The sequence below is a fragment of the Wolbachia endosymbiont (group A) of Ischnus inquisitorius genome (assembly GCF_964026985.1).
Classification (GTDB): Bacteria; Pseudomonadota; Alphaproteobacteria; order Rickettsiales; family Anaplasmataceae; genus Wolbachia; species Wolbachia pipientis.
In genome coordinates this window covers 1333704-1358482 of the sequence record NZ_OZ034715.1, presented here as the reverse complement: position 1 = coordinate 1358482, position 24779 = coordinate 1333704, and the positions used below count along the sequence as shown (strand labels likewise).

21 protein-coding genes and 1 tRNA gene are annotated in these 24779 nt (G+C 35.1%); 14 read left to right on the top strand and 8 right to left on the bottom strand.

The window, feature by feature from the left end; translation table 11 throughout:
• Positions 1-201 precede the first annotated feature (201 nt).
• Both AAGD90_RS07050 and lipB read right to left on the bottom strand, forming a co-directional pair.
• Positions 202-1179, bottom strand: a complete 978-nt coding sequence (locus AAGD90_RS07050) for an LD-carboxypeptidase (protein ID WP_341821916.1) — start codon at positions 1177-1179, stop codon at positions 202-204.
• Positions 1179-1796, bottom strand: a complete 618-nt coding sequence (lipB, locus tag AAGD90_RS07045; RefSeq protein ID WP_341821915.1) for a lipoyl(octanoyl) transferase LipB — start codon at positions 1794-1796, stop codon at positions 1179-1181. Before lipB ends, AAGD90_RS07050 begins: the two co-directional genes overlap by 1 nt.
• A 158-nt stretch (positions 1797-1954) precedes the next feature.
• Here lipB and AAGD90_RS07040 point away from each other — a divergent pair, with 158 nt between their 5' ends.
• Complete coding sequence (locus tag AAGD90_RS07040; RefSeq protein ID WP_341821914.1) at positions 1955-3148, top strand: phage portal protein; 1194 nt, start codon at positions 1955-1957, stop codon at positions 3146-3148.
• Between the two features lie 54 nt (positions 3149-3202).
• On the opposite strand, the gene AAGD90_RS07035 is transcribed toward AAGD90_RS07040, so the two are convergent.
• Together AAGD90_RS07035 and murJ are read right to left on the bottom strand one after the other, a co-directional pair.
• Positions 3203-5746, bottom strand: coding sequence for an AsmA-like C-terminal region-containing protein (locus tag AAGD90_RS07035; protein ID WP_341821912.1), 2544 nt, complete (start codon positions 5744-5746; stop codon positions 3203-3205).
• Between the two features lie 3 nt (positions 5747-5749).
• Positions 5750-7237 (bottom strand): murein biosynthesis integral membrane protein MurJ, encoded by a 1488-nt coding sequence (murJ, locus tag AAGD90_RS07030; RefSeq protein WP_341821911.1) that lies wholly within the window; start codon positions 7235-7237, stop codon positions 5750-5752.
• A gap of 150 nt (positions 7238-7387) precedes the next feature.
• Between murJ and AAGD90_RS07025 the strand changes: the two genes are divergently transcribed.
• The 4 genes from AAGD90_RS07025 to AAGD90_RS07010 all read left to right on the top strand — a co-directional run bounded on the left by AAGD90_RS07025 (position 7388) and on the right by AAGD90_RS07010 (position 11736).
• Positions 7388-7463, top strand: a tRNA-His gene (locus AAGD90_RS07025).
• A gap of 187 nt (positions 7464-7650) precedes the next feature.
• Positions 7651-9573 carry a tRNA uridine-5-carboxymethylaminomethyl(34) synthesis enzyme MnmG gene (gene mnmG, locus AAGD90_RS07020; RefSeq protein ID WP_264339611.1) on the top strand — a complete coding sequence of 641 codons (1923 nt, stop codon included), beginning with the start codon at positions 7651-7653 and terminating at the stop codon, positions 9571-9573.
• 8 nt (positions 9574-9581) lie between these two features.
• Positions 9582-11249 (top strand): aminopeptidase P family protein, encoded by a 1668-nt coding sequence (locus AAGD90_RS07015; protein ID WP_341821910.1) that lies wholly within the window; start codon positions 9582-9584, stop codon positions 11247-11249.
• A gap of 121 nt (positions 11250-11370) precedes the next feature.
• The gene (locus AAGD90_RS07010; protein WP_341821909.1) at positions 11371-11736 is read left to right on the top strand and encodes a hypothetical protein; all 366 of its coding nucleotides are present in this window, start codon (positions 11371-11373) and stop codon (positions 11734-11736) included.
• Between the two features lie 59 nt (positions 11737-11795).
• On the opposite strand, the gene AAGD90_RS07005 is transcribed toward AAGD90_RS07010, so the two are convergent.
• Positions 11796-11981, bottom strand: coding sequence for a hypothetical protein (locus tag AAGD90_RS07005; protein ID WP_264711441.1), 186 nt, complete (start codon positions 11979-11981; stop codon positions 11796-11798).
• 92 nt (positions 11982-12073) lie between these two features.
• Here AAGD90_RS07005 and AAGD90_RS07000 point away from each other — a divergent pair, with 92 nt between their 5' ends.
• From AAGD90_RS07000 to AAGD90_RS06990, 3 genes are all read left to right on the top strand, one after another.
• A complete protein-coding gene (locus tag AAGD90_RS07000) occupies positions 12074-12718 on the top strand; it encodes an alpha/beta hydrolase (protein WP_015589325.1) in 645 nt (214 codons plus the stop codon).
• A 5-nt stretch (positions 12719-12723) separates the two neighbouring features.
• Positions 12724-13530 carry an SDR family oxidoreductase gene (locus AAGD90_RS06995; protein ID WP_341821908.1) on the top strand — a complete coding sequence of 269 codons (807 nt, stop codon included), beginning with the start codon at positions 12724-12726 and terminating at the stop codon, positions 13528-13530.
• Positions 13531-13736: 206 nt separating this feature from the next.
• A protein-coding gene (locus AAGD90_RS06990) for an IS5-like element ISWpi1 family transposase (protein WP_341821644.1) occupies positions 13737-14569 on the top strand; the annotation gives its coding sequence in 2 pieces (ribosomal slippage) (positions 13737-14106 and positions 14106-14569; 834 coding nt in all).
• A 54-nt stretch (positions 14570-14623) separates the two neighbouring features.
• Here AAGD90_RS06990 and AAGD90_RS06985 read toward each other — a convergent pair.
• A protein-coding gene (locus AAGD90_RS06985; RefSeq protein WP_156518142.1) for an IS630 family transposase occupies positions 14624-15483 on the bottom strand; the annotation gives its coding sequence in 2 pieces (ribosomal slippage) (positions 14624-15159 and positions 15159-15483; 861 coding nt in all).
• A 321-nt stretch (positions 15484-15804) separates the two neighbouring features.
• Here AAGD90_RS06985 and recA point away from each other — a divergent pair.
• From recA to plsY, 6 genes are all read left to right on the top strand, one after another.
• Positions 15805-16872: a recombinase RecA gene (recA, locus tag AAGD90_RS06980; protein WP_010963008.1), complete on the top strand. Its 1068-nt coding sequence runs from the start codon at positions 15805-15807 to the stop codon at positions 16870-16872.
• A gap of 187 nt (positions 16873-17059) precedes the next feature.
• Positions 17060-17752, top strand: a complete 693-nt coding sequence (locus AAGD90_RS06975; RefSeq protein WP_007548750.1) for a phosphatidylserine decarboxylase — start codon at positions 17060-17062, stop codon at positions 17750-17752.
• Positions 17749-18519 (top strand): CDP-alcohol phosphatidyltransferase family protein, encoded by a 771-nt coding sequence (locus AAGD90_RS06970; protein ID WP_015589351.1) that lies wholly within the window; start codon positions 17749-17751, stop codon positions 18517-18519. Before AAGD90_RS06975 ends, AAGD90_RS06970 begins: the two co-directional genes overlap by 4 nt.
• 22 nt (positions 18520-18541) lie before the next feature.
• Positions 18542-19885, top strand: coding sequence for an amino acid carrier protein (locus tag AAGD90_RS06965; protein WP_341821907.1), 1344 nt, complete (start codon positions 18542-18544; stop codon positions 19883-19885).
• Between the two features lies 1 nt (position 19886).
• The gene (locus AAGD90_RS06960) at positions 19887-21353 is read left to right on the top strand and encodes an amino acid carrier protein (protein WP_341821906.1); all 1467 of its coding nucleotides are present in this window, start codon (positions 19887-19889) and stop codon (positions 21351-21353) included.
• Between the two features lie 12 nt (positions 21354-21365).
• Positions 21366-21944 (top strand): glycerol-3-phosphate 1-O-acyltransferase PlsY, encoded by a 579-nt coding sequence (plsY, locus tag AAGD90_RS06955; protein ID WP_341821905.1) that lies wholly within the window; start codon positions 21366-21368, stop codon positions 21942-21944.
• On the opposite strand, the gene AAGD90_RS06950 is transcribed toward plsY, so the two are convergent.
• Both AAGD90_RS06950 and AAGD90_RS06945 read right to left on the bottom strand, forming a co-directional pair.
• On the bottom strand, positions 21935-23812 hold the full coding sequence (locus AAGD90_RS06950) for a hypothetical protein (protein WP_341821904.1): 1878 nt from the start codon (positions 23810-23812) through the stop codon (positions 21935-21937). The two genes, plsY and AAGD90_RS06950, sit on opposite strands and share 10 nt — an antisense overlap.
• 52 nt (positions 23813-23864) lie before the next feature.
• On the bottom strand, positions 23865-24761 hold the full coding sequence (locus AAGD90_RS06945) for a cation diffusion facilitator family transporter (RefSeq protein WP_341821903.1): 897 nt from the start codon (positions 24759-24761) through the stop codon (positions 23865-23867).
• Positions 24762-24779: the final 18 nt, after the last annotated feature.

Genomic DNA, 24779 nt, shown 5'->3' with positions numbered 1-24779 from the left:
TAGCGGCTAAGAGATACCGCGGCGGTATGACGGTCTGCGGCGGTATGACGGTTAAGCAATTCGTCATCCCGCTACATGTTAGCGGGATCTCTTGTTAGCGGATGAGATACCGCGAATGAATCGCGGTATGACGGTTAAGTACGTGTTAGCGGCTAAGAGATACTGCGGCGGTATGACGTAGAGCTCGCGTTAGCTATAAGATTAGCTAACATTTTGCACGTCCATAAAAAACAAACCTTCTTTTTCGTCTTGAACGCTAATAATAGCGTGAGTGTTAAAAGGTAAAGGATCATTTGTATGTCCATGGCCTACCCCTTTCATAGTAAATACAGGAAAGTTAACACTTTTTGCAAACCTTTCTTTTACAACTTCAACAAGGTTATCGTTATAGCAGTTAACGAAATCCCCAAAGATTACTGCATGTACTCCATCAAAGATGTGAGCTTGTTTTAGGTGATCTAAACTGCGCTCTATTGCGTATGGGTAGACTCTTATGTCCTCTAAAAATAGAATTTTACCTTTCGCATTTATTTGCCAAACAGTTCCTATACTGTTTTCAACTAAAGTCATATTACCACCGATGATTTTAGACTCTAATCTGCCATCTTTTAGTCTAATGCCATTATTTATCGTCTTTAGGTTATCAAATCTGATAGAATCCCGCTTGTTAAGAATTAACTCTTTCAATTTTTCAACAGAGCTTTCAGAAACGGAGTTATTTACTATCATTTCCAACATGGTGCCGTGAAGAGTTTGCCAATCATATTTAGCTTGTAGATGGATGTGCAAGGCAGTTATATCGCTATAGCCTATGAGGATCTTTTTGTTTTGAGCAATCCTTTCTTTTTTATCATTGGGTAACTTTTCTAGATAGGGAATTAACCGAGAAGCCCCTTCTCCTCCTCTGATACACCAGATTATTTTACTATCACCGGTTAGTGCACTAATCAAATCATTTGCTCTGAATTCATCAGAGTTGGAATAAAATGGATTATCATTACTATATATTTTCTCCGAAATATGGGGATTAAAATCCAAAGCTTCTACATATTCTTTTATAGTAGTCAGATCTGATTCTTTTCCCTTCGAAGAAGGAGCAATAATATCAACTTGGTCGATTGCATGAATACCTGTGTTAGCACATAAAGTGAGAATGAAATATAAAAGGTAAACAATCATTAAAATATCTTATAAAACTCTTTTTTTAGTATATCATCCAATTCAGAGAGTGGAACTTTCACTCCTAGTTCTTCCATTGACGTGACGCCATAACCTTGCAACCCACAAGGAATAATACCCTTATAGTGAGAGAGGTCTGGAAAGACGTTAAGCGCTATGCCATGATAAGTTACCCATTTTCTTAAGCGAATACCAAAAGCTGCAATTTTTTTTTCTACTCCGTTATGGTTTACCCAAATGCCTATTCTATCTTCTCTAAACTCTCCAAGTATATTAAATTGCTTTAAAACATTTATGATCCACTTACTTAGATCTCTAATATATAGCTTTATATCGCATTTGTTTCTTTTTTTAAGGTTTAACATTAAATATATAATGCGCTGTCCTGGACCATGATATGTGTGTTTACCACCCCTTCCTGTTTTATATATGGGAAATAGTTTTTCAACAATATCATCAGCTGTTGCACTGATTCCTGCAGTGTAAAGTGGAGGGTGCTGGAGTAGCCATACCAATTCGTCTGCTGAATTATTGTGAATTTGTTGAATTTTCTCTTCCATAGATTTTACAGCGCAGTTATAATCAATAAGCTGATTAGATATTAGCCATTCTATCATGTTCTATTTCTTTTTTTTTAGTATAGCAGTGCGTTCTTTTCCTGTCACCCAAGTGCTTTCCTTCCGTCATCCCAGTGCGTGACACTGGGATCTATGTCTTAGTTTAACTACAGAATCTAAAACACTTTTAACTTTTAAACATCTTTCATGAGGCATATATGAATCTCAATATTTTTCAAAGAAAAAAAAGCGCAGTATTTACTAAATATTCTGCTTTGCAGCTAATGATGGAGCCAAGTTGGAGTAAGCGTGATTATGTAAGTTTTGCTGAGGAAGGTTACATAAAAAATGTTATTGCCTTTCGAGCAATCAATATGATTGCAAGTGCTGCATCTTCGGTACCTTTTACTCTCTGCCAGCTTACTGATCAGGGAAAATCACAATTAAAAGCCCATCCATTACTGAAATTACTTTATTCTCCTAATCCAATGACATCAAAATCGGAATTTATTGAGGGGATTGTAACTTATCGGTTAGTTAACGGCAATTCTTATATATTGATGGTTGAGTCGCAGAACAATAGAAAACCACCAACAGAGCTTTATCTTCTGCGCCCCGATAGGGTTGAAATTGTTCCAGGGAGAAATAACGTTCCTTATAACTATCGTTATGCCATAAATAACAACAGTTATGACTTTAAAGTTGATAAACTAACCGGACGTTCAGCAGTGTTGCACCTAAAGACCTTTAACCCTTTGAATGATTGGTATGGGCTATCACCAATTGAGGCAGCTGCGTATAGCATAGATCAGCATAATCAGGCGGGTGCTTGGAATCAAGCGATGTTGCAAAATGGGGCAAGACCAAGTGGTGCAATAGTTGTGAAATCAGCGAAAGATGGAAGTGGTGGAAGTTTAAGTCAAGAGCAGTACCAACGCTTAAAAGCGCAGATAAATGATCATTATTCAGGTTCTATAAACGCTGGAAGACCGATATTGCTTGAAGGAGGCTTGGAGTGGAAGGAGATGAGTCTTTCGCCGAGGGATATGGATTTTATTGAGTCCAAACACAGCTCAGCTCGTGATATTGCGCTAGCTTTTGGCGTTCCACCGCAATTGCTTGGCATACCGGGTGATAACACTTATAGCAATTTAGTCGAAGCACGCTTATCCCTCTGGGAGCAGACGGTTTTACCAACGCTAGAAAATATTATCTGTCACCTGAATTCTTGGCTAACACCAAAATTTGGTGAAGATCTGTGCTTGTCGTATGACAAAGATGCAATAGAAATTCTCATGGAAAAAAGACAAAAGTTGTGGAAATACGTAGAAAACGCAAGCTTCATGACGCTCAACGAAAAGAGAGAAGCATTTGGCTTGCCACCATTGCCGGGTGGTGATGAGTTAGGTTAAGTTTGTATCCGTTCAGATGAGTTCATTGTCCCCTAAACCGTACGCCTAAGTAAATCAACCATTTCTCTTGCTGACTAAAGCGGTGAAGATTTGGTCTACATCAAAACTCATCTTAGGACGCCAAATAGGGCCATCCAAATGCATATCGATATAGATTGGATTACTATAATTTGGTGGTATGAAAAAGAACCTGAATATAGAAGCTAAAGCGAAGTTAGATAAGGTTAAATTAGAAGAGATCGATCCTGATGCTTGATCAATCCCGAACTGTAAACTAGTTGAACATATACCACTCTTAATACTTGCTTTTCCGCTAATATTTTCAAAAAATGTCTTGCCATTATATATATCAACATAAGCAAGTGTGGAAATTTCAGATTTATTCTTACTGCTTAACAAATTAGTGATAAATGAATTGAAATCTACATTAGTAACTTCTATTCCTTGCGCTTGTAAGTTTACATCTCCTGATAAGTTACTAGCCCAATCATGAAAACTTTTTCCTTGAGTTTTGATTTCACTATTTAAGCTTACCTGACCATTTACATTGTCAATTCCTATAACCTTACCAATCTTTTTAGTGTCCAAATTTACAATAGAAAACCTTGTATTTATTGAGTCTGATCTTAAATAACCCTGAAAAAACACTTGCCCGCGTTCTAATACGTAACTTGCCTGCCTGATAGTGATAGTGTTGTTTCTCATTACCGCATCCAAATTAAAATCTTTCAAAACATTATGCTCGGTTTTAAATTCTGCAGTATTGATTTGCACATTTGCATCAAAGCCTTCTTTGTCATCCAAAAAATCAAGCTGCTTTGTTGACCATTGAATTTGATCTATCTCATTTCTTGAATTTCTTTTCGTCTCTACTAAATTTGGTAATGTAATAATTTTTCCATTAAATTTACTGCCCGTAAGGTTAACATCTAATAAAGGTTTGGCGTATTTTTGATCTGCTAATATTTTTGCATTACCGGTAATATCGAAATCTTCTCCAGATAGTTTTATTTTATCTGCAACTAGCTTACCTTTTTCCATTTTCAGCAAAAAATCCAAATTTTTAATTTTCGTATCATTCAATGTAAGGTTATTAACACGGGCCTTTATATTTGTATCATACTGAAAATTTTTCAGCCATTGCATTTTAGGTAAACTGCTAAATAATGAATGATCATATTTATCTGCATCAAGATTATGCATGCTAAATTCACCATCGATCACACTGCGTTTTTTTGTGTGGCTTACTCTAATTGATCCTTGCAAGGATTCCTTATTATTTAGCAGTCTAATGTCTGAGATAGATAATATTCTTGGTGCAAGGTGCAGTTTAGAACTTAGTGTAAATTGATTTTTCTGGTTTTCTTTCATCTTTATAGAAGGGAAAAAACATGAAATGAATGACTCAAAATCATTTCCTTCGACTAATAAATCACCGTTGAATTCAGATAGGACATTATTGTTTGAGATCTCTCCTGATAAGTAAGATATATTATTGATTCCAGGAAATTTAAGAAGCGTATTAACTTTTACTTTGCCATCAGTGGATTTTAGTACAGCACGGAAATTGTCCAATATTTTGTTTTGATATTGAATGTTAGAAGCTTCCATATTAAAATTTAAGCTCAAGTTCTTTGGCACAACTGCTCTAAAACATTCCAGAAGATCCTTCATATTCATTGTTCTTTGTGAATCATTTTGTATGGAATCTAAATCAACTTTACTGAAGCTAATATTGAAATTAGTGTGATTGCCTTTTCTATCATTTTGTATTGTACCGCTGGCTTGCATGCTTTTGGAATCAATTTTTAAGTCAGTTGCCGTAAACTCACTTTCATTAAGACTTATATTGGATGATATCTTGATATTTTCGCTAGGAATAACACAAGAGAGAAAGCTAAGATTAATGATTTTTGCTAAATCACTCACAGAACCGGAACTGTTATTAATTGTTAATGTTAAATTACCCTGGAGTTCTTCTTGATTTCTATTACCTGTAAATAGCAAATTTACAAAATTTGATTCAACACTAATGTGTACATTCCTTTTTGTGATATTAACCTTTCCTGAAAAATCGTAATTATTATCACCTACCTTTACTTTACCAAAAAACTGCTTATTTTTTTTTACAGCAACTTCCTTTATGTTAACAATATCAGCGAAATCATTCTTGAAACTTACTTGGCTGTCTTTTATTACTATATTGACTGTGTTACCACTGGCGTTTGTATTTATAATATTAAGTAAATTTTCTTTGTTGCTTTTCATGCCAAACAATGTGATTGACTTTGGTTGCAACGAAAATAAAAACAACGATAGGAACGATGGCCTTATTTCAATTTTTCTTACACTAATTAAATCTGACAACTTTTGCTCTTTATTTTCGTTGTATTGTACGTATACATTATAAATAGTGAGCTTTGGGGTAATCAACGAAACTTTAATTTTTCCCCCAATATGCACTTTAGCATCATACGTCTTCTCTAACTCTTTTATGATATATTTCCTGTAGCCACTCCAATCCTTAAAAGTTGCAGCAACATGCATGAGAATTAATAGCAGTGAGATTGATAATATAGCATATAAAGAAAGTCTCATAATTTACACATGCTTAAAGTTTCCCTTAAATATTAAATAGAGAATACCAAAATAAACAATAACACTCAAAGCTATTAAAGTCGTTAAATAAACAATACGAGCCAACATTTTATCAAAAAATAATCCTGCCAACAAAGAATTAAAAATATAAAGGGCTATTGACATGACTGCCGTTGCTACAAAAATTTTCATGACATTTAACAATAACGCTTGGCTAACCTTATACATTTTATTTATTGTTAAATAACTAATTAATAGAATAGAGTTTATCCAAGTGGAAACGGAAGTAGCAATAGCAATCCCCGTATGCTGATACTCGTTCATTAACAAAAGGTTTAGCACTACATTAATTCCAAGACACATTAGCGAAAATATGGTTGGTATTTTCAGATTGCCTTTAGCAAAAAATGTAGGTAGCAATACTTTATTTATAATAAATGCAGGTAAAGAAAGAGAAAATGCTATTAAAGTGGGAACAGTTTGCTGCACTGCATAATGATCAAACCGGCCGTAAGAAAAAAGCGTAAGTAAAATTATGTCGGGAATAATGATAAAGGCAGCAGTTGTTGGCATAATTAACATTAATCCTATGTTGAGAGCCTTGTTCTGTATTTTGACTATATTTTCAGTATTATCCACCTGTTTTGAAATTAAAGGAAGAAGCACTGTACCAATTGCAGTACCGATTATTCCCTGCGGTAGTTGATTTAGTCTATCGGCATAATATATATAGGACACCGCATTTGGTATAAAACTCGCCATGATTGTATCAATCCATAAGCTTATTTGAGTTACACAATTGTTGATAATTGCAGGTATCACACGCTTAAAAAATAACCTTACTTCATTGCTTAATTCAAGGCTAAAAGAAAAAGCTGCCTTTAACTTGTATGCACTAAATAGTATCAAAAGTAGCTGGAAAATTCCTCCTATAAGGACAGCTATAGAAAGGTTGTGCGCTGGAGTTTTTACGTAAGGCACAAACAAACTGATGATTAAACAGAGATTCAAAACGATTGGTGCAATAGCTGTTGAAGCAAAATGCTGCTTTACTTGCAGCATTCCACCAATAAGTGATGCAATTGAAACAAAGATTATGTAGGGCATCATAATTCTTGATAAAGTAACAGTAAGGGTAAACTTACTTTGGTCAAATCCAGGAGCAAAAATTTGAATCATATAAGGGGAGAAAGTTTGCATGATAAGGCAAAAAATTACTAAGGTAATAAACGTAATGGATATTACACTACTTGCAAAATTAAATGCCTTTTTATTATCATATGATTCTGTCGAATATAATGGTATGAATGAGGTAGTGAACGCTCCTTCTGCAAAAAATGCTCGAAATAGATTGGCAAAACGAAACGAAGAAAAAAATATGTCTGCAAGAGAGTTCGCACCAATAACCGTAGCAATCAATACATCTCTTATTAACCCTGAGATCCTTGAAATAGCCGTAAAAAAACTAAATGTGAAAATACTTTTAAACATACCACTACTTCATTAGTGTCAATACAATTAACTATAATGGTAAAAGTATCAATGAAAATATTTATTGGCTAAACTTAAAACCCTCTGCAAAAGGAGAGTTAAATAATCAATTGACTATTTGCGCTCTTATGTTAGAAATTTTATATCTTGGCGGGCGTAGCTCAGTTGGTAGAGCGTCAGTTTGTGGTACTGAATGTCGCCAGTTCGATCCTGGTCGCTCGCCCCACTAAAACCCGATAATTTGAAAAACCGTCATCCCGCTGCTTGTTAGCGGGATCTAGAGATACCGTGACGGTATGACGTGAGTTAGCCATACATTGGCCACTGATGATTGAAATAGTTAATTACTGTAAAATTTGACATTAACCGCTAATAGTTAGAATATTAGTAGAGTAAGAATTACTCAAGAAGGCATGCATAAATATGATGTAGTAGTAGTAGGTGGTGGTCATGCAGGGTGCGAAGCTGCTGCTGCTGCAGCTCGCCTTGGTGCAAACACGCTGCTTATAACTCATAAAATTTCAACTATAGGGGAAATGTCCTGCAATCCAGCAATCGGAGGAGTTGCAAAGGGCGTTGTAGTCAGGGAAGTTGACGCTCTTGATGGAATAATGGGAAGAGCAATCGATCAAGCAAGTATACACTCAGTCATTTTAAATAGCAGCAGAGGTGCGGCGGTGTGGGGACCACGTGCACAGGCAGACCGAAAATTGTACAAGCAAGCAATACAGGAAATTATTCTAAATTATAACAATTTGACGGTAAAAGAAGAGTCGGTTGACGATTTCCTTATAGAGAGTAATAACAATGGAGAATTGTGCATTAAAGCTGTAATAACAAGCTCAGGGGAACATATACTAACAGGTAAAGTTGTTTTAACTACGGGAACTTTCCTGCAAGGTGTAATTCATATAGGAGAGCAGGTAACTCCTTCAGGGAGAATGGGAGATAAGCCTGCAGTAGAACTTGCAAATACGTTGAAGAAATATAATTTTAAATTAGGTAGATTGCGCACCGGAACTCCGCCAAGGCTTGATCGTGGCACTATAAACTGGTCAATATTGCAAGAACAAGTGGGTGATAATCCACCTGTGCCGTTTTCTTATCTCACAGAAAAAATTAACCAACCTCAGGTATCATGCTTTATTACCCATACTAATGAAAACACGCATAAAATAATTAGAGAGAATCTGCACAGGTCAGCTTCTTCTTATTTGGATGATATTATAGCACCAAGATACTGCCCATCCATTGAAACTAAGGTTAAAAAATTTGCAGAAAAAAGTAGTCATCAAATATTTTTAGAACCAGAGGGCTTGAATGATGATACTATATACCCGAACGGAATTTCAAATTCATTGCCTATTGAAGTGCAGTGTGAAATGATAAAGAGTATCAAGGGACTTGAAAATGCAGAAATACTAAGACCTGGATATGCAGTTGAGTATGACTATATTGATCCACGAGAACTAAGCCATACTCTTGAAACTAAGAAAATTAAAGGCCTATATTTTGCTGGCCAAATTAATGGCACTACTGGATATGAAGAAGCAGCAGGGCAAGGAATTATTGCCGGAATTAATGCAGCACTCTCTGCATCTGAAAAAAAAGAAAGCTTTGTTCTTCATCGCACAGACTCATATATCGGCGTAATGATAGATGATCTAGTCACCAAAGGGGTGATCGAACCTTATAGATTATTTACCTCACGTGCAGAATATAGGCTAGCTATCAGGTCAGACAATGCAGATAGAAGATTAACACAAAAAGGTTATGATATTTCCCTTGTTTCGCATGAGAGATACTCTGTTTTACAGAATAAACTTGAATCCATTAAGCAGCTTGAAGAGAAGTTAGGGAGTCTGACGATTACTCCTGAGCAGCTTAGGTCTTATGGTATCAAAATATCTTATGATGGGATAAGAAAAACGGCACTAGATTTACTTAGCTATCCAAACATCGACTGGAATAAATTACAAGAAATATGGCCGGAGTTAAGCAGCATCACACGCTGGGATGGCACCGCAATGGGTAGCATAACTAAGAATGAAATATGCGAAGCGGTTGAAATTGAAGCAAAATACAAACCTTATCTAATAAGACAAGAAGCGGATATGAAGTTTTTACGAGAGGAAATTAACACTCAAATTCCAATTGATTTTAACTATTCACAAGTTAAAGGCCTGTCAAGTGAAGTAATAGAAAAGTTGCAGACGATAAAACCAGCGACGATTGGCATTGCAAAGCAAATACAAGGCATCACTCCTGCAGCGATAGTGAGCATATTAGTGTATTTGAGAAACAGGAAAACGAAAGTGGCTGCTAATTTTGTATGAGGTGTTCTATGTCAAAAATCGAAGAATTTCGTTCTTTTATGCACGAGATAAACGTTGATGCATTTATGTTGCATACTAAAGATGAATATTTAAATGAGTATTCAGAGGAGCTAACAAAGCTGTGTGGCTTTACAGGAACAAATGGGCTACTTATCGTTACAAAAGACAACAAGTGCCCATTTTTTACGGATGGACGCTATATCACACAAGCTCGCAATCAGCTCGATCGGGGCAATTTTCAAGTATATAATATACAAGAAGAGGATCCACGCGAATGGATAAAAGCAAACTTAACATCGACTGCCTCACTAGGTTATTATTTGCAATATTTTACCATAGAAGATATAAGAAAGTATGAGAATATCTGTAAATTAATACCCTGTTTAGCTGGAAAAAAAAGTGACTGTCGAAAACAAGCAGTGGTTTTACATTCTATTGAATATGCTGGTGAAAGTAGTAAGGACAAATGTGAAAAAATAGCTAAAAGCATAGATAAAGAAGCTGAAGTAGTGCTTTTAACTGATCCAAATTCAATTTCGTGGTTATTAAATTTAAGAAATGAAAATGCTAAATATACTCCATGTATATTGGGCCGTGCTATATTGTATAAAAGCGGTAATGTTGGTTTGTTTATTCAAGATAAAGAACATTCAACTATAGAAGCAAATTTAGGCAATCATATAAATATTTTTGATATTAGTGAGCTAGAAAATTCGCTGCACAAGCTAAATTCAATAGTCATGGATCCAAGCACAACTCCAATGAGTATCATGGCTGTAATAAAAGATAAACAGGTAGCTGAGAGAGAAGATCCTTGTCTAATTTATAAAGCAGCAAAAAACCAAACTGAAATAGCTGGGGCTATAAATGCGCATATCAGAGATGGAGTGGCAGTTACAAATTTTCTATATTGGCTTGAAAATAATGTTGGTACAGAACTTGAAGCTGAAGAAAAGATTTTAGAATACAGAAAAGAGCAGAATTTGTTTAAGCAACTAAGTTTTCCAATAATTTCAGCATTTAATGAGAATGGGGCAATAATTCACTATCGTGCAAGCAGTAAGACGAATAAAGTAATTCAGAAAGATGGACTGTATTTGATTGATTCTGGTGGCCAGTACCTTGACGGCACAACTGATGTGACAAGAACTGTAGCAATTGGCAATCCAACTGATGAACAAATAACCCACTATACAATAGTACTCAAAGCTCACATTGCTATAGCAAGTGTCATCTTTCCTCCTGGCACTACTGGTGGAGAATTGGATATATTAGCACGTACGCATTTATGGAAATTTGGAATGGACTATATGCATGGTACAGGGCATGGAGTAGGAAGTTACCTATCAGTACACGAAGGACCACAAGCAATATCAAAAAGTAATAAAGTGAAACTCACGCCAGGGATGATACTTTCCAACGAACCTGGCTATTACATTCCGGGAGAGTATGGAATAAGGATTGAAAATCTGATGTATGTCAACAGACAAGAAAACGGCTTCTTAAACTTTAAACAACTGACCTCTATTCCATATGATAGAAGACTAATAAATGTGCAAATGCTTACTAAGGATGAAATTGAATGGATAAATGGCTACCATCAATTTGTCTATAAAAACTTAGAAAATAGCGTAAAAGATAAGGAATGGTTAAAGAAGGTATGTGACCCTTTATAAGCAAAGGAGCATTTTTTATTATTTAAAAAGTATTAATGCAATTGTGACAGGTATTTTGTATTGTTTTTAATTTTAAAATAATATATAATAAAGAACACGTATTTTTAGGTAGGTTATAATTATGATAGACAAAGGGCAAGAAGATGAATTTATGAAGCAGTATATGGATACTTGCAAAGAGCAAATAGAAAAATTAGCCAAGGATCCTGAATTGCTTAATCAGACTTTAAAACCACTTATGCAAATGTCTCAGCAGCTTATGGCTGGTGGTATGTTAGAAGGGGCTATGCCTGGCATGATACCTGATTTGGGCAGTATGGATGTTAACAAGATGATTGCTCAGATGAAGAAAATGATTGACTACATAAGAGGTAACTATAAGGAACTAATGAAAGAGCACAGCTCGCAGATTCAAGAGCTTGATGAATCCAGTAAAAAGCTAAGAGGCTTAGTTAAAAAATTGATAGAAAAGATCGAAAGTAAGTAAATAACATCTGGATTTCTGTCATTCTATATACAACTTTCTAGTTGGACGGTAAGTCGAGGTCAATTATTGATGCCATGAAAGTAGCTGACACTGGTTCCTTTATGACGGCAGTGCCCAGAGGTGTCATCCCAGTGCTTGACACTGGAATCCAGGAAACTTAACTTTACACCAGGTAATAAGAACTGGATTCCAGTGTCAGCTACTTTCATCTGCCACGCGAATTGCCTGCAAATTGCAATGTTCATACAGTTATGAGCTAGTGTACATAATTGCACATGGGTTTTTACAAATTTGAAAATTAGTGTTAAATAAAAATATAAATGCAAAAGGAAAAGAAATGATTGAACTTAAAGGCCCAGAAATTTGTGCAGGCGGAAATAAGAAAAATTTGATTATTTTTTTACATGGTTGGGGCTCAAGTGGCGATAATTTCATTCACCTTGCTAAAGTTATGAGCAAGTTTTTACTGGGTTCATATTTTGCAGTACCCAATGCTCCGTTTGAAAGAGAAATAGGTGATGGTTATCAGTGGTTCAGCTTGGAAGATCGTAGTGAGGAAGCGCTATATAATGGAGTAAAAAATGCTACATCAATTGTAAATCATTTCATTGATACAAAATTAAAGGAGCTTAATTTAAAAGATACGCAACTTTCTTTAGTTGGATTTTCTCAAGGAGCAATGCTTGCAATACATACAGCTCTCACCCGCTCTCAATCCTGTGCATCAGTTGTTGCATACTCTGGTAGATTTCTTTCACCTTCAAAAACTGCACCAGAGATCAAGTCAAAACCTAACATATGTGTTATCCATGGTGATGCTGACGACGTGGTACCTTTTTCGTCCCTCGACTTAGCGGTTAAAGCTCTGAAAGAAAATGGAGTAAATGTTGAAGGACACCCAATTCATGCATTAGGGCATATTATTAATGAAGAGGGAATAAAATTAGGAGTAGAATTTATCAAGAAGAATTTTAAAAATTAATTTTCATGCACTTGTTTTGCTTTGGTTATGGATATGTAGCTAAATTTTTATCGAAAAAATTACTGAACTTAGGTTGGAAAGTCAGTGGCACATCAAGAAGTAAAGATATACAAAATGTAATCCTCTTTAATTATGAGAAGGTTAGCCAAGATCTGCTTAAAAGCGCAACGCACGTTTTAATTTCTATTCCTCCAGATGGTGATGATGTTGTGGAGAGATACGGTGATTGCCTGCAAAATGTTAAATGGTTTGGTTATTTGTCTGCAACTAGCGTCTATGGTGATCACTCTGGTAATTGGGTGAATGAGGAATCTGAAACAAAACCTATAGAAATCAGAGGAGAAAAGCGCCTTAGATCTGAAAGGAAGTGGCTGAATAGCAGATTGCCTGTACATATTTTTCGTTTAGCTGGAATATACGGTCCTGGTAGGAACGTGTTAATTGACTTGCAGCTTAGCAAAGCAAGAAATGTGAAAAAAGAAGGGCATTTTTTTTCTCGTATTCACGTTGAAGATATATCGAATATTTTATTTTCTTCCATGCAAAACATAAAACCTGGTGAAATATACAATTGTTCAGACGATTTACCCACTACACAATCTGAAGTGATAATGTATGCAGCCAAACTTCTCAATGTTAGCCCTCCAGAGCCAATTGAGTTACCAGATTATGCACAGAGTTTTTATTTAGGATCAAAAAGAGTAAGTAATGTTAAAATTAAAAAAGATCTTAATGTCTCTCTAATTTATCCTAACTACAAGGTGGGATTAGAGAGTTTGCATGTAAAAAAAACTGAAATCACATCAGAATGATAGATAGGCTTATTGTCACTGCCATTAAGTTAAGGAAAGAATGGTTAAAAACTGAACTAAAAAGTCAGAAATAATTAAGGATTTATGACAAATGCTGAAACAGAATAGAGTAAACTTTAAAGCAGATAAACTCTGAAGTGTAAATTAGAGGTTGTCCGGAAACAAGTAAAAGGCTATAATATCTGAAATTTTAGTACGGGGTAAAGATGAGAAAAAAGTATCCAACAGATCTAAGCGAAAGGGAATGGGCAAGAATAGAAAAACACTTCAGAGTATCATACAAGAAAGGAGGAAGGCCGCAAAAGTATAGCAAAAAAGAAATATTAGAAGCAATTTTCTATGTATTGCGTACAGGGTGTCAATGGCGGTATTTACCAAATGATTTTCCGCTATGGAAGACTGTGTATGAGCAGTTCAGGCAATGGAAGAAGCAGGGAATTTTTGAGAAAATGAATTATGAAATTACAAAATATAGTAGAAGAAAAATAGGAAGGAATGAGCAGCCGAGTGCCTGTATAGTAGATAGTCAATCTGTAAAGACTACAGAAAAGGGGGGATCAAAGGCTATGATGGAAGTAAAAAAGTAAAGGGTAGAAAAAGGCATATAATTACAGACACTCAGGGTTTTATACTAGGTTGTTACGTAGGCGCTGCTAACGAAAATGATAGAGATGGTATTAAAATAGCATTAAACAATATGAGAACAAAATATACTAAAGTTAAAAAAATGTGGGCTGACATGGGATACCAAGGAAGAAATTTAAAGAATCACATAAAGGAAGAATATGACATAGATATTGAAATTGTTAAAAGGCCTCCATGTAGATTTTGGGTGCACAAAGATACGCCACCTGAGCTACTACCAACAAGAGAACAAGGGTTTAAAGTACAGCCAAGAAGATGGGTTGTAGAAAGGACTTTTGCTTGGGTTAATAGGAATAGAAGGCTATCGAAGGAGTATGATTTACTCACAACATCCACTGAGAATTTCATATACCTAGCTATGAGTAGGGTTATGTTAAAGAGGGAATATGCTTGAATTTACTAGTTTCCGGACAACCTCTATAGCATTTCTCATAATAGTCCGAATAGGTCATAGGAAGGCAGAATCAACAGCACGACGAAAGGATTCGAATAGAGGAATGTTTTTCCTGGCTCTGTTTTTTATAGCAAACCAATGATGCTCAATTTTGTTAAAATCTGGAGAATAAGGCGGCAGATACAAAATTTCTGCACCGACTCCTTTAGCGAGCTTGATAAGCTTATCAGACTTATGAAAAGTAGCATTATCAAGAATGACAGTTTGTCCAGGTTCTAAGATCGGTGCCAAAAATTGCTCAAACCATCCATTAAAAATATCCATATTACAGTGGCCTTCAAATGTTAATGGAGCAACTATCTTTCTTCTACTTAAGGCTGCAACCATGCTGATTCGTTGAGTTTTTTTTCCAGATTTTAGGGCATAAAATCGCTGTCCTTTCTGGCAATACCCATATGGATAGTCCTCCGTGTTATCAATCCCAGACTCATCTATATACACTAAGTTTTCTGGTTCTTTTGTTGCTATAATTTTTAAGAATTCAGCACGTTTTTCTTCGTTCCTTTCCTTGTATCCATATGTCTTTTTTTGCGCGTAAATCCAATTTTTCTGAGAGCTCGGTGGATCGTTTGGATACTAACGTTGCCCCAAAGTTTAGCCATTTCCGACAGAGTTTTTCTACCGTGTTTTTTAGCAAATTCGATAAACTTATTCCAGTCGATAATTTTCTGATTGTAACCTCCATTACCGAGTTTTTTTGACTGAAAGTCGCCTGTTTCTTTTTTTCTTTGCTGCCACTCCCACAAAGTAGTTCGTCCAATTTTAAATCTTGCTGCCACTGCTTCTCTGCTTTCCCCTTCGTCTAGTGCTTCCATTGCTTTTTTTCTTAAATCATAACTATATGCTGCCGGCATCCAACCTCCTTATCGCCATCTATCCTTAATCTTATCATATCCGGACTTCTGTGGAAAGAGCTATAATTTACAATAAATTCATGTAGCCATTTCGAATTTAGTCATTTCAGTGTTGGCTACTTGGATGACACCACCTGCTATGCTGCAAATTGCAACGTTCGTACACTAAAGTATAGTGTGTTACTAACAAAGGCAAACAAATATCTGCTTTATGAAAACGTTAATATTTTTCATTGAAATAATACATAAATACTAGAAAAACCTTGGCAGGTTATTCGCGTTTGATTATCATAGAGAATTATATAAATTAATAAATGATCTATGGCAAGTAACCCAGAAGAAAGAAATAGTGATAAACAAAAAGCGCTAGATAACGCAATAAGCCAGATTGAAAAAGCATTCGGTAAAGGTGCAATAATGAAGTTGAAGCAAAACCCTGTAGAAAAAATAGACACAATATCCACAGGATCAATTGCGCTTGATTCGGCTCTAGGTGTTGGAGGTCTGCCAAAAGGGCGTATAATTGAAATATTTGGCCCCGAGAGTTCTGGTAAAACCACTCTTGCCTTGCACGTGATTGCTGAAGCACAAAAAAAAGGAGGATCATGCGCATTTATCGATGCAGAACATGCATTGGATGTCTTATATGCTCGTAAACTTGGGGTAAGCACTGATGATTTAGTGATTTCACAACCAGACACTGGAGAGCAGGCGTTGCATATTGTTGAGTATTTAGTGTGTTCTGGTGCGGTTGATGTGATAGTTATTGACTCTGTCGCAGCATTAACTCCAAGAGCTGAAATTGAAGGTGATATGGGTGATCAACATATGGGGCTGCAAGCAAGGCTTCTAAGTCATGGGCTACGGAAACTAACCTCTGCCGTTTCAAAAGCGAACTGTATATTGATATTTATTAATCAAATTCGTATGAAAATAGGAGTAGTGTATGGAAATCCTGAAACTACCACGGGTGGAAATGCATTAAAATTCTATACTTCTGTAAGGCTTGATATAAGAAAAGTTGGTGTAATAAAAGACAAAGAAAATATTACAGGTAATGAAACAAGAGTTAAAGTTGTAAAAAATAAAGTTGCTCCTCCATTTAGAGAAGCGAAATTTGATATAATGTACAATGAAGGTATATCAAAACTCGGAGAAATAATAGATATGGGAGCAAAGCTTGGTGTGCTTGAAAAAGCAGGCGCTTACTATTCATATAACAACACACGTCTTGGGCAAGGAAGAGAGAATGTAAAAACTTACCTAAAAACAAACAAAGAAGTCGCAAATGAAATAGAAACGAAAATCAGAGATTTACTCAGAAATCATGATAATTCTATCATAATAGACGAGGATAGTGAGCAACTTTTAGAAGAATCAGTTTTCTGATCTAAACTTAGGCATTAGATTTTGTGTTGGACGGGTTGTTACAGTATGACGGTAATTCTATGTGCTAATATAACAATCTGTAATGTTACCTTGTATCAAAAAGACTTTGCTGAAGCAGTTAAAAAAAGCTTTTCATGAGAAATTATAAATGATAAATTGTTAACAATAGGTTATTGTTAATAAGATTATGTGTTTTGGTTTACCTAATATAAACAGGGAAGGTTATTCATTTATAGTAGTTTCCTTTATAGTAACGTGTATAGCATTCTCTATATCTTGGGGGTTTGGCGTTACGTGCTTGTTTCCGACATTATTGTGTACTTATTTCTTTCGTGATCCAGCAAGAGCTGTGCCAAACAATAAGAATCTTATATTAAGTCCTGCTGATGGTGTGATTTCAAAAATTGAAGAAGTTAATTATCCTTTATCAGCAGAAAACGGAGAGGAGAAGAAGTTTACGCTTGTTAGCATATTTTTAAGTGTTTTGAACGTCCATGTGAACCGTATACCAATATCTGGTACGATAAAGGAAATGAGTTATAAAAAAGGCAAGTTTGTATCCGCAATGAGCAATAGGTCTAGTAATGAAAATGAAAAGCAGGTTATTGTAATTGAATACGAAAAGGGGAAAGAAATTATTGTGGAGCAAATAGCTGGATTAATTGCACGTCGTATCGTTTGTAATTTAGGAATATCCCAGAACGTAAAAGCAGGTGAAAGGTTTGGAATTATAAGGTTTGGCAGTAGAGTGAATATCTATGTTCCTGCTGATACAGAAGTCAGAGTTTCAGAAGGGCAAACTGTTATTGGTGGTGAAACAATTATAGCAAACTTAAATAAGGAAAACGTTCAAGAGAAGCTTACTTTTGACGTTATATGAATAACGATGGAAGTAACAGTAGATTCTTACCTATTACTAAATTATTCCCAAACTTTATAACTTTATTGGGTTTATGTTCTGGTCTCACTTCACTTAAATTTACATTTAATGAACAATGGGAATTCTCAGTAATTTTTATCATCATTGCAGCAATAATAGATGGAATGGATGGCAGAATAGCTAGAATTCTAAAATCAACTAGCGATTTTGGAGCCCAGCTTGATTCTTTTGCAGATTTTCTAAATTTTGGTGCAGCGCCTGCATTTCTTTTGTATTTTTGGAAGCTAAACGAAATCAAAGTCATAGGTTGGATTTTAGTAATGATATACGTAATCTGCATATCAATAAGACTTGCAAGATTTAATGTTTCGCTACACTCAGAACAACCATACTGGGAAAAATTTTTCTTTTCTGGTGTTCCAGCTCCAGTGTGTGCTTTACTTTCTTTGTTACCAATAATTATTACCTTTCAATCTCATGAGAGTGAATACTTACTTCTCATAGAGCGATTTTTTAACACAAGAAACGTAGCTTGTTACTTTCTGGCCATTTCATTTTTTTCGATAAGTCACATTCCAACTTTCTCTGCAAAATATATTTATATTCCCAAAAGCCTATCCTATATATTTGTGTCATTTTTTGGAGTACTTATTGTATTTTTCATCAGTAAGCCCTGGATGACTCTACCAATTTTAGGTATAGTGTATACACTTACTATTCCAATAAGCATCGGGTTTTACATATATTTTACATATAAAACTCGTTAGCTAACAAAAAATAGAAAACTGCATGATTTTGAAGATAAGTGAACTATTAAATTCATTTCTGTATATAAAGATATTCAACATTCCATTTATAATTATTTGGGTAATTGCAACTGGAATCTTTTGTACTGCCCAGTTCAAATTCATTAACTTTAGGTTACTTAAATATGGAATACAGACGCTATTCAATCTAAAGTGTAATAACAGCAACAATGGCATAATCACTCATATTCAAGCGTTTGCAACAGTAATTTCAGGAACAGTTGGTCTTGGAACAATATCAGGAGTTGCAATAGCTATCACAATAGGGGGCCCAAGTGCAGTTTTTTGGATGGTAATTACCGGAATACTTGGTATGTCGATAAAGTTTGCCGAGGTGGTGCTTGCATTTACTTATCGCTCTGAAAATACAACTGGCGGGGCTTTTTATTACATGAAGTACGGGCTTGCAAAAATTGGATTTGCAAAAACTGGTAGATTTCTTGCCTTCACTTATGCGATTATGCTACTTATTGCAATGATTTTGGGCGGTATACCATTTCAAGCAAATCAAATAGCAGCACTATCAAATAACCTCCTAGAATACAACGCATCCATTATTATATCCCTGCTTGTCTTTATTGTAATATTGGGAGGAATAAAGCGCATTGCTTTCGTTTCAACGAGCTTAGCACCAATTATGATAGTGCTATATGTGGGTATGTGTATATATTTAATTTATGTAAACGGAAGTAATTTGCTGAATGCTCTATCCATAATATTCCAAGATATCTTCAATAAATCAGCTATAGGAAGCGGAGTATTGAGCGGATTAATAGCCGGAGTGAGAAGATCAGTGTTTGCTAACGAAGCAGGTACCGGAACAGCAGCTATAGCACATTCAGCTGTAAAAGAAGAAGATCCAATTAAAGTTGGGTGCGTTGCAATGATTGCACCACTTATAGACACAATATTAATCTCATTTTTGACTGGTATTGTGATAATTATCACTGGTATGCATAGCACTGATAACGTGGGTGATATTACACTAATTAGTTCGATATTTTCAACAGCTTTGCCCTTGTTCAGCAAGTTAGTTTTTCCGCTAATGATGTTTTCCTTTGCATTTTCCACAATAATAGCTTATTGTTACTACTGTGAAGTTGCTTTGCTGTATTTATTTGGTAGTAAAAAAATGCTGATACCGTTCCAAATTCTTATAGTGGTTTCAGTGTATATCAGCTGTATGTCAAAGAATATAGAATTTATATCTTATCTAGGTGACAGTTTGTTTATGTGCCTTATGATTCCAAATGCTGTTGCAATATATCTACTAAGAAGGGAAGTTTTGAATACAATAGATTCTTATTACAATTCTAAAGGGTATTAACATGATTTATAGATTGCTTTGTATGGTGTTATTTTGCCTATTGTTTAATGATGTGTACGCTGCTTCAGGTTTTTACGAAAGTTATGACGCTGTGTTGAATGGAATAAATAACTTCATGAATGAAGTACTGTTTTTCAAGATCCTTTACGTGCCATTTATAATCCTTCTACTAGTTTTTGGTTATGTGTTTCTAACATTACGTTTTGGATTTCTCAACATAAGAATGTTTAAGCATGCGTTTGCTATTTTATGTGGAAAATATGACACGAATCACCATGATGGTCATATTACGCATTTTCAGGCATTTATGACTGCACTTTCAAGCACAGTAGGCCTTGGAACTGTTGCTGGAGTCGCAATTGCAGTTTCAATGGGTGGACCAGGAGCGGTGCCTTGGATGATGATTACAGGTTTTTTTGGTATGTCAGCAAAATTTGCTGAGGTAACGTTGGCGTTTAGACATAGAACAGAAGATCAGGACCAATTGTTTAGTGGTCCCTTTCAGTATATAAGGAATGGTCTGGAGGAATTTGGATTTAAAAAACTTGGTATTGTGCTGGCTGCCATGTATGCAGTATTCTTTGTATTATCAGGTCTTGGTGGAAGTGTAGCGTTTCAAACCAACCAAATGGTTTCAATATTATCTGGCTATTCAAGTTGGGTAGATGGTCACTCTTGGTTTCTTTCTTCCATAATTTCTGCGCTGCTTGCTCTAGTGATTATTGGCGGAATTAAAAGGATAGCTAGAGTATCTTCTGCACTAGTGCCTATTATGTCACTTATATATATCTTTAGTTGTATTATTATTATTGCATTTAATATTCATAACCTTGGTTATACGTTGAAAATATTATTTTCCACTATGATAGATTTCAATGCTGTTGGCGGAGGGATGGTAGGAGCATTTGTTGCTGGAATTCAAAGGGCAATCTTTGCCAGCGAAGCAGGTGTTGGTTCTGCTTCAATTACTCATGCAACAACTAAAGATGAAGAACCAGTAAGAACTGGACTAGTCGCTATGATAGAACCATGCTTTGACACAATGTTAATTTGCTGTTTAACAGGAATAACAATAGTAATAACAGGTGCATACCAAACAGGTGTTGGTGAGGGAATATTAATTACTCACAAAGCATTTGAGACAGTTTCTCCATGGTTTCCTATCCTTCTAACAGTAGCTGCTCCTTTGTTTGCATTTTCTTCAGTAATTTCGTTTGTATATTGTTGTGAAATGGGGTGGCTATATTTATTCGGTGCAAAAAGTATAGTGATATACCGCATAGCGGTAATAATTGTGGCGTTTTTCTCTGGTCTTTCTAAAGATATAATGGCTATTGCCAATATCGGTGGAACTTTATTCTCTTGTTCAGCTCTCATCAACATGACAGCGCTTATACTGTTTAGTAATCAGATTAACGATGAAGTTCAGTGCTACCTAAAAAGGCTGAGGAATAATAAAATTAATTAGGTTCTTGGTATAATGGAAAAGTATGTAGTTCTTATACTGTCCTACATACTCGGTTCAATACCGTTTAGCTTAATCATTACAAGAATAAAAGGGATAAACTTAAGAGAAGTAGGTTCAGGAAACATTGGTGCTACAAACGTTGCAAGGACGGGAAATAAATTTCTTGCTGCTTTGGCATTATTTCTGGATTCCTTTAAGGGATTTATTGCCGTTTATATAGCACAACAATTTTGTGATAATAACGATTTTTATATATATGTATCTGCAATTTTAGCAGTTTTAGGACACATGTTTCCTATTTGGCTAAAATTCAGTAGAGGAAAGGGCGTTGCAACCACTCTAGGGATACTGATAGCATTTAACATCGATATTACTTTAGTATTCGTAATAATTTGGATAATAGTCTTTCTTGCCTTTAGATACTCTTCCCTTGCTTCACTCAGTGCTACTTCAACGGCTGTAGCATGGTCCTTTTTTTTTCAGAGGAATTTGTTCTTAACATTACTAATTATAGGAGCACTGGTCTTCCTAAAACACCACAGAAATATTGTGAATCTTCTGCAAGGTAAAGAGTATAAATTTTATAGATAATGTACTGCCAAATTATTGACACTTAAACTATGAGACAAATTGCTTGACGGTATGATTTTGTCCTCTTTGTTTAAGTCTATGATTTTTGCTTTTGTTATATTCTCTACTTCTTGAGGTGTTAAAAGACCATCTTCAATGAATTCCTTTTTTGTTTCTCTTATTTTTTCATAAAGTTGAGTAACGTGATCTTTATTTCCTTCATATACACTTTCAATTTCTAACTCTAGCTTATGTGAAGCTCCTTTTTTTAACATTTCATCCATTGCTGCTTTTGTTACTTTTAACCTTTCTTGCAAAATTTTCTTTATTTTTTCCTTATCATTTTCGTTATTTTTACTGAGTTCTACATATACCCTATAACATCTTTTTTCTCTTGGGAGCATTCTTAACCCATCTAACATGCTAATTATCTGACCTGCAATAGTCTTCTCAGCCTTTAATTTAAATTCTGCTACTTCTTCTTCTATTATCTTATTAGCTATTCTCTTAGCTCCATCCAAAGATGAATCCTTGAGAGAAAAATCTGTCTCGAGTAGATCTCGATTTAATAGCTCTAAGAATACTTTTTTTCCGATGTTTTCGAGTAAACTTTCTTGGTCATCTAAATCATGCTCCTGCAGTTTATTTCTCATGTGCTGAACCAGCTCACAACATTGTAATTTATTTAACTTTATAGAGCTAATATTTTTCATTAACGTCAGCACAATTTGTTCACTATATTGAGAAGTAATACTCAATAATTTTCTCATTAAAGGAATACTTACTTCTGAAATAAAATCATCAACTATTTTTTGACTTTCATCGTCTTCATAACCATTTTGAACGTCATACCAAGCCTTAAGAATTTCTTTATTGTTTTTCTTGTTTTTTAACCTGTCTAACATAAACTCACGTGCTTTATTTTGTGCTTCTGAGAGCAACATTTCCCTTGGGGGAGTAAATCTAATTTCTGGATCAGGATGAATACCCTCTAGCGTGCTTAACATTCTATAGATAATACCGGTGAAGCAAGTGTTAGGAATTCGCTCTTTTCTAGAGAAAGTTTGGCTATCAATTAAATTAGAAATCAATGCATCCTTTTTACTCTTAACGGCTTCTCCGTCTCCATCATTGCAAGCCCTTAAAACTAAAAGCAGAACCTGCCCACCTGTAAAGCCGGAGCTATGCTTTTGATCATCTTTGCAAAAGTCATCTAAAAATGCAATTACTCTTCCTTTATCCTCATCACTAAACTCATATGAATTGTTTATATATCCAATGAATTGAATATATTCATCATTTTTGATTACGTCTTCAGGTACTTGTTCACTATACTTACCTTTTAATTTATCAATATTTTTAATGATATCATCATTTAATTGATGGGGCAGTAAATGTTCAAGCTTAACATCAAAACTATTAACCATACCACGTAAATTCTCTTTTATACCTTCCAAAAAGAAATTTATAGAAGCTTTAAGCAGCGTAAATGGGTTAAAATCTTTTGGCCTTAGTTCACTCTGCAATAAAATTAATAGCATTGTAAGTGGTATAGTTCCCAGTAACGAAATAAGCAAGAAAGTGGTAGTGAAAGTTAGATATGTTATGAAAGCAGAAAACAAGAGGAAGGCTGCTACCTTGATTGTATTGTTTTTAAAAAATATTTCCCAATATTCCCTTTTGCTCATTTTTTGCTGTTTTGCCGTTTTTATTTCTTTGTAGATATAAAGAGTTTTAATTTCAGACCTGAAGAACATAGTACCAAGAGAAAAAAGAACATTAACAGGATTAGTGATAATGCTTAACGAGACAAAAGCTCCAAAGTAGCTAACAAATTTTAGCTTACTAGAATCCTTTGAAGGAAATTGTATTTGAGAAATACCTATCATAGCTTACCTTCAACATCATTACACTCTAGTAATAGCATAATAATTTAAAACGTCAATGTTTAAGTATCTTATTATCCGCACACTCATCGTATTCGATCTCGACTGTAGAGTGTGCTATCTCGAACTTATCTAGCAATATTTTTTTTATTTCATATAAAACATTGGTGTGCTGCACATTTTGCTTTATTTTAGCATGCATGGTAATTATAAAATAATTATCAGACAGCGACCATGTATGTATGTGGTGCACATCTATCACTTCAGGTAATTCTGATGTGATCTTACTTTTTATCTCTTCAGCAGACATACCCTCAGGCGTACCTTCAAGGAGTATATGGCAAGAATTTTTGAGAATTTTATAGCCGCTATTTAGAATTATCACACTAACAAATACTGATAAGATTGGATCTACTATTTGCCATCCAGTAAGCATGATAATTATAGATGCAAGTATAGCAGCTACAGAACCTAAAATATCTCCTATAACGTGTAGTACAGCACTTTTTATGTTTATATTGCTCTCGCATTTACTATGTAATATAAAAAAGACTATTATGTTAGAGACAAGACCGAGTGTAGCAATTATTAACATTACTTTCCACTCAACATTGACTGGAAAAATAAACCTCTTTATTGACTCAATTATAATGATTACTGCAATGAGGAATAGAGTTAAACCATTAACAAATGCTGCAATTATCTGCAACCGATGATATCCGTATGATCTCTGCAAATCGGATTTCTTAGCTGAAAACCTATGTGCTAACCAGCTTAAAACCAAGGCAAAGAGGTCAGTGAGCATATGCCCTGCATCTGATAATAGAGCAAGCGAATGTGAAATTATTCCACCTACTATTTCCATAAACATTGTTATCGCAACTATTATTATGGAATAGATTAAGCGCTTGGACTGCGCTGCTGAGTGTTTACCGTTATGCACTGCTGTCATATAAAATCTTTTCATAAA